A 6,000-nucleotide genomic window follows, 5' to 3' on the forward strand; every position below is an offset into this window, starting at 1 on the left:
GTCACCGCGACCGGTGCGGGAACTGGGATGACAGGGCAGGAGCACGCGGCCATCCGCATGGTGCACCTGGCGGAAAGGGCCGGGCTGTCCACTGATGATGTTGCCGTGCGCATCGAATCCGGACTGACCAACGTCGCGTCAGATGATTCCAGCCGGAGCCTTTGGGACATTTTCCGGGCCAACGTCCTGACTCTCTTCAACGCCATCGTGGCCGGCAGCTTCGTGCTGCTCCTTTTGCTCGGCCAGTGGCGGGACGCCTTGTTCGGATTCGCGGCCGTCAGCAATGCCCTCATCGGTGTCGTCCAGGAATACAGGGCAAAGAAGTCACTGGACCGCCTTGCTGTTCTGAACTCCCCGCAGGCACGGGTGCTCCGGGACGGGGCGGTTCAGGAGATCCACGTCGAAGACGTCGTCCGCGACGATGTGCTGGTCCTCCGCGCGGGAGACCAGGTCCCCGCGGATGGGGTGATCCTGGACGCTGACGGCTTGGAAGTTGATGAGTCTCTGCTGACCGGCGAATCGGACGCCGTGCAGAAAGCTGCCGGTGCTGAAGTGCTGTCCGGTTCCAGCATCGTCTCGGGCCAAGGCAGGGCCGTGGTGGCCCGCGTGGGCGCGGAGTCTTTCGCGAGCCGCCTGACAGCCGAGGCGAAGCGGTTCTCCCTGGTCCAGTCGGAGATCCGCCGGGGGCTTGACCGGATTCTTCGGTGGATCACTCTGGCACTGCTGCCCATTATGGCCATCGTCGTCAACGGGCAGATGCAGGGCCAGGGCGGATGGCAGCAGGCCATAGCAACGGGGACCTGGAAGACTGCGTCCGTGGGCGCCGTCGCCAGCGTCATAGCAATGATTCCGCTGGGCCTGGTCCTGATGACGAGTGTCGCCTTTGCTGTGGGCGCCGTCCGGCTGGCGCGCCAGAAAGTGCTCATCCAGGAACTCGCCGCTGTGGAGGGCCTTGCCCGGGTGGATGTGCTGTGCCTGGACAAGACCGGGACCCTCACCGTGGGCAGGATTGTTTTCGACGCCGTCCACCTGTTGGACACAGAACCAACGACAGGGTGGAAGCAGGCGCTTGGGTGGTTCGGCGCAGACCCGAACGCGAACGCCACCGCCCGGTGCCTCACCGAAACGTTCCCCGCGGACCACACGCTCCGCCCGCTTGACTCAGTACCCTTTTCGTCCGCCAGGAAGTGGAGCGCGGTCAGTTTCCCGGCCGGCACCGCCGCAGCCGGGACGTGGCTGCTGGGGGCCCCGGAAATTATCCTCCTCCCGGGAACTCCCTGGGCTGACAGTGCCCGTCGGACGGCGGCCGGACTTGCCTCCTCCGGACTACGGACACTGGTGCTCACACACGCCCCCGGAACAAACTTCACCCGAAACGACAACGAAGAAGTGCTCCCGGCCCAGGCCGCTCCCGCCGTACTTTTGACCTTTCGTGAGCAGGTCCGTCCGGACGCCGCGCAGACCATGTCCTATTTCCGGGACCAGGGCGTGGAGTTGAAAATCATTTCCGGTGACGATCCCCGAACCGTGACGGCGGTGGCCCGCGAGGTAGGGGTGGAAACCGATGGCGGCTTCGACGCCCGGGAACTGCCCGAAAACCCCGAAGAATTGGCCGATGCCATGGAGCGCCACACCGTGTTCGGCCGGGTCACTCCTGCACAGAAGAAGGACATGGTCCGGGCCCTGCAACTGCGCGGGCACGTCGTGGCCATGACCGGTGACGGCGTCAACGACGCCCTGGCCCTGAAGGAAGCGGACATCGGCATCGCCATGGACTCCGCCGCTGCCGCCACCAAAGCCGTATCGCGGCTGATCCTGTTGGACGGCAGATTCGACAGGCTGCCGGGAATCGTCGCGGAAGGCCGGCAAGTGATCGCCAACATCGAGCGGGTCTCCATGCTGTTCCTGGCCAAAACCGCCTATGCCGTCATCCTCTCGGTCACGTTCGGTGCCCTCCTCTGGGGATTTCCGTTCCTTCCCCGCCAGCTCTCCGCCACGGACGGCATCACCATCGGAATTCCCGCGTTCTTCCTGGCGCTGATGCCGAACACCCGCCGCTACCGGGCCGGATTCCTGAAGCGATCACTATCCTTCGCCGTCCCTGCCGGGCTCATCATCGCACTGGCTGTCCTCAGCATCGACGCATATGCCTCGTGGGCCGGTCACAGCACCGGCCCCGCTGTGCGGACCGGTTCCGCTCTTGTCCTGACCCTTATCGCCCTGTGGGTGTTGGTGGTTCTCTCACGCCCCTTGAACCGCTGGCGGATACTAATCATCGGTCTCATGTATGCCGCCCTTGCGATGATGCTGACAGTGCCGCCGCTCCGCGATTTTTTTGATTTCACCCTGCCTGACCAAGAACACCTGGCAGCGACGGCGCTGGTCGCTCTCGCCGGCTGCCTCGCCGTCGAACTCCTGCATCGGGCACACAGACGGTACCTCAACAGGGACCACGCCCCCGCTACCTAGGACCGGCAGGTGCGGGGAAACAGCGTGCACCCCGCGGTGAGGACGGGAGGCTTAGTCTGAGTCATGAACCATCAACAAAAGACCTGGCACGACAAACACAAGGCCTCGCTCACCAGGGGGCAACGGGCGGCTGACATTATGCGGAACGGCATGGGAAGCTGGCCGTTCGTTGGAAGCTTTATCGGGTTCATGCTCATCTGGGCCGCTATCAACACCTGGGCGTTGGACGCCCAGGCCTGGGACCCATACCCCTACATACTCCTGAACCTCCTGCTCTCCATGTTGGCAGGACTCCAGGGCGCCATACTGCTCATCGCCGCCAAGCGCCAGGACGCCATCGCTGCGGCCATGGCCCAGCACGACTACGATACCAACACCAAGGCAAAGGAAGAGATCGAACTGCTGATAACCATCAACCGTGACCAGCTTGCCATCCTGCAGGAGCTGCAAGGGTCGCGGCCTTCTATGGCCTGCCTCCACGGCCGCGCAGACACCTAAAAGCGGAGCCAGGCCTAGGCCGGCTTAGTGGAGGCGCTGGCCGCCCGTGCGGATGCCTGTAGATGAAGTATTCCGCCACAACCAGGCTGAGCACGCAGGAAGCGCCGATCAGCAGCGCCCGGCTCAGCTCGGTCACCGGTCCCACCGAGACAATCCAGGGAATGGTCACCACCACAATGGGGCGCATCGAAGAGCCGGGCGTGGTCCGGTCTGATCTGGCCGCCGGACAGCTCGGTGAGTCGGATGGTCCCGGCGATGATGGGCACGAGGCCCTATGAGTCGTGTGGAAAGGCGACTACAGTCAGCCCTGAGGGCCTGAGGTTCCGCGAGGCTACGCCCGACACTTTGCCCGGCACCTCCGTGGGCGAGAGCAGACGCAGGCGGAGGACAGAACGATGTGACCGTAGTCGCTCCTAACGGGGTCTCTTAACAGCGTGACCCACCGGAAGGTCCCAATCATGAGTCTCCCGCTTTCCAGCAGAACATTATCAGGCGTGCTAGTTGTCCTCCTGATTTTCGATGCGGTGTCAGCCTTCGGGGGCGCCGTACTGGCCATTATCTGCAACGGAGCGGGTGTCCCGCCGGAGATTCTCGCGGGGACATGGTTCCCGTCCTTCCTCGCCCCGGGTCTCATCCTTGGCATCATCGTTGGAGGAACCCACGCGGCCGCCGCATTTGGGCTGCTCACACGACGCCAGTGGGCTCTGCTGGCATCGACGATTGCAGGCTTCGCAATGCTCATCTGGATCTTTACCGAGCTGGCCATCATCGGGTACTCCTGGCTGCAAAGTCTGTACTTTGGGCTCGGAGCCCTGGAACTGATCCTCGTTTTTGCTCTGCTGGGAATTTCCCCGGCAATTGGTTCTCCCTTGATCGCGGGCAACGAAGCGATGAAGCATTCGACAAGTTCGAAGCCCGATAAAGTCGGCCTCCCTGCGAATCGACAAAACAGCCGAACCTTGCAGGATGGGACGTCATGAACGGGAAGACGCTTCGTCGAGCGCCGATGCCGAAGGGCGGGAACCTTCTGAATCCGGTGTGGGCACGGCTGTCGGTTGCGACTGCCGTGCTCGCGGCGGCAGGCAGTGTTGTCGCCCTGCTTGGACAGGAACATATCTACGGACGGGAGACGCCCGACCTCTACAGTTATGCAAACCGTAAAGCCGGAGTCTGATTCGATCATTCCCTCGTCGCTGTACAGCCTGCCGTTTGAAAGAGTTCTTCGGGCGAGTATTACAGGATGGTTGGCGCCTCGCAGCGGCAGCGACTCTGATGAACGCAGCCATAGGCGGGTGCCACTGGTCGGAGACCGGCTTAGGAAGCAGAGCGGCGACAAGACCGCCACCCGCTCCAACGCGCTGGAGCCGCCATTACTAGCCGCATCGGGGTTCGAAACATGGAAGCAATGACGAAGGCATGCCACCTTCGGAGGTCTTGACCCGCAAAGTGGAGCGGACGGGCCGGGAAGGTCGCCGGAAGCGATGATGCAGTCAGATTGCGACTCACACACACTCAATCCGTCGAGGACAACGTGTCGAAATTTGGGCGGCAGCTCGATTCGAGGGGGTCGGAGCACCGACCCCCTAATGACAACCGCCGGCTTGCACTTATTTCACTTATCGGTCATGATTGAAACAAGTGAAAAGGAGAGCGTCGTGAGTACCTCTACTACCGTGCAGAACGTTCAGACCATCGACGTAACGTCGTCGCAGAGTGCTGAAGCGCAAGAAGTCACTCGGCATTTCAATGAAATTCCTGCGAGTGAGCTTAGGATTCGTATTGAATCATCCTCCGGGGACACCGTTACAGTGCCCGAATCCCTTAGCGACCTCCTTCAGGCTGTACTGCGCCTCGCTGCTACTGGGGAGGCTGTCGGCATCACACGCCTATCTAGGGCACTTACCAGTGTTGAAGCTGCTAAGTTCCTCGGAATGTCGCGACCAACCCTCATGAAATTAGCCATGAGTGGGGACATCCCTTCCCACAAGGTTGGGTCGCACACCCGCTTCAATAGAACAGATTTGCAAACCTTTGCTGAACGGAGAGTTCAGAGCCAACGCGAGTCCTTCGATAATCTGCGCTCATTCGAAGACGCGGAGGATTTCGCGGAGTAACTCCGCGATGTGTGGCCCCTGGTTACCTATGCTAAGAGCATGCAACCAGGGGCCACTCTCATTTTCTTAGACGCCAACGTTCTCTTCTCGAGGACCTTGCGAGACTGGTTCTGCATAATCTGCCAGGAGTCGGGACCTGAAGGTATTTCACCTCGGTGGAGCGAAGACGTTATGACCGAATACCAGTACCACGTTCGTAAGAAGAATCCTGGCTGGTCAGAGGAACAGATAGGCGGATGGCGACGTCGCCTTACTGCGGCCTTCCCCCAGGCGATGATCACTGGTTATGAAATCGATGAAACGTATTTGACCTCAGGGCAAGACGTGTTCGATGCACACGTCATCGCAGCAGCCGAGCATGGAAAAGTCGACTATCTTGTAACGTCTAACTACTCGGATTTCGCACCTGTCATTGAGAATGTTGAGTTCGAGATCTATACACCCGACGATATGTTGTGTCTTATAGAGGAACGCCGCTCCGATGCCGTAAGTGCTGCAACGCGACGTCAAATGGATTACTGGGCCAAACGGTCTGGCAAGAACCTCCATCAAGCGCTTTCTGATGCTGGGGCACCAGACTTTGCTCAACGCATCAAGAAGCGCATCTCGCATTGGGCGCTCACCGGCAGGTACTGATTCCTCATCAAGATCGCTATGCGCGAACACGAGCGGGTAATCTGACTGCCCTTGCCGTCAAAGGCGCGAACCTGTTGTTATCGAGCTGCCCCGTAGCAGTCTTCGAGGGGAGAATTTCGCGCAAGCCAGATTCTTGAATATTCGCTCTTGAGGGGTCCATCTGTGGTGCGGGTTAGCGCCAGGGTGCGTTCCCAGAGTTTGCGCTGTTCAGCGCCGGTATTGGTGTGGTTAAGCGCCGCCTGAGAGGCTCCTTCCACCGCGTGAGGGCCACGTGGTGGAAGGA

7 protein-coding genes are annotated in these 6,000 nt (G+C 60.9%); all 7 read left to right on the plus strand.

Features of this window, described 5'->3' with window-relative positions; translation table 11 throughout:
- Positions 1 to 27 precede the first annotated feature (27 nt).
- Positions 28 to 2,469 carry an HAD-IC family P-type ATPase gene (locus AC1DBN_RS20750; protein WP_477724127.1) on the plus strand — a complete coding sequence of 814 codons (2,442 nt, stop codon included), beginning with the start codon at positions 28 to 30 and terminating at the stop codon, positions 2,467 to 2,469.
- A gap of 63 nt (positions 2,470 to 2,532) precedes the next feature.
- Positions 2,533 to 2,967, plus strand: coding sequence for a DUF1003 domain-containing protein (locus AC1DBN_RS20755; RefSeq protein ID WP_477724128.1), 435 nt, complete (start codon positions 2,533 to 2,535; stop codon positions 2,965 to 2,967).
- Positions 2,968 to 3,029: 62 nt separating this feature from the next.
- Positions 3,030 to 3,245, plus strand: coding sequence for a hypothetical protein (locus AC1DBN_RS20760; RefSeq protein WP_477724129.1), 216 nt, complete (start codon positions 3,030 to 3,032; stop codon positions 3,243 to 3,245).
- A gap of 180 nt (positions 3,246 to 3,425) precedes the next feature.
- Positions 3,426 to 3,947, plus strand: coding sequence for a hypothetical protein (locus tag AC1DBN_RS20765; RefSeq protein ID WP_477724130.1), 522 nt, complete (start codon positions 3,426 to 3,428; stop codon positions 3,945 to 3,947).
- Positions 3,944 to 4,141 carry a hypothetical protein gene (locus AC1DBN_RS20770; RefSeq protein WP_477724131.1) on the plus strand — a complete coding sequence of 66 codons (198 nt, stop codon included), beginning with the start codon at positions 3,944 to 3,946 and terminating at the stop codon, positions 4,139 to 4,141. The genes AC1DBN_RS20765 and AC1DBN_RS20770 overlap by 4 nt, the downstream gene beginning before the upstream one ends.
- Positions 4,142 to 4,622: 481 nt before the next feature.
- The gene (locus AC1DBN_RS20775) at positions 4,623 to 5,081 is read left to right on the plus strand and encodes a helix-turn-helix domain-containing protein (RefSeq protein WP_477724132.1); all 459 of its coding nucleotides are present in this window, start codon (positions 4,623 to 4,625) and stop codon (positions 5,079 to 5,081) included.
- 39 nt (positions 5,082 to 5,120) lie between these two features.
- On the plus strand, positions 5,121 to 5,717 hold the full coding sequence (locus AC1DBN_RS20780; protein WP_477724133.1) for a PIN domain-containing protein: 597 nt from the start codon (positions 5,121 to 5,123) through the stop codon (positions 5,715 to 5,717).
- The last annotated feature ends 283 nt before the right edge of the window (positions 5,718 to 6,000 follow it).

This window comes from Pseudarthrobacter sp. 10T415, from assembly GCF_056394175.1.

Coding starts and splice junctions, on each gene's coding strand:
- AC1DBN_RS20770 (WP_477724131.1), top strand. CDS start 3,944: ATGAACGGGAAGACGCTTCGTCGAGCGCCGATGCCGAAGGGCGGGAAC.
- AC1DBN_RS20750 (WP_477724127.1), top strand. CDS start 28: ATGACAGGGCAGGAGCACGCGGCCATCCGCATGGTGCACCTGGCGGAA.
- AC1DBN_RS20755 (WP_477724128.1), top strand. CDS start 2,533: ATGAACCATCAACAAAAGACCTGGCACGACAAACACAAGGCCTCGCTC.
- AC1DBN_RS20780 (WP_477724133.1), top strand. CDS start 5,121: ATGCAACCAGGGGCCACTCTCATTTTCTTAGACGCCAACGTTCTCTTC.
- AC1DBN_RS20765 (WP_477724130.1), top strand. CDS start 3,426: ATGAGTCTCCCGCTTTCCAGCAGAACATTATCAGGCGTGCTAGTTGTC.
- AC1DBN_RS20760 (WP_477724129.1), top strand. CDS start 3,030: ATGAAGTATTCCGCCACAACCAGGCTGAGCACGCAGGAAGCGCCGATC.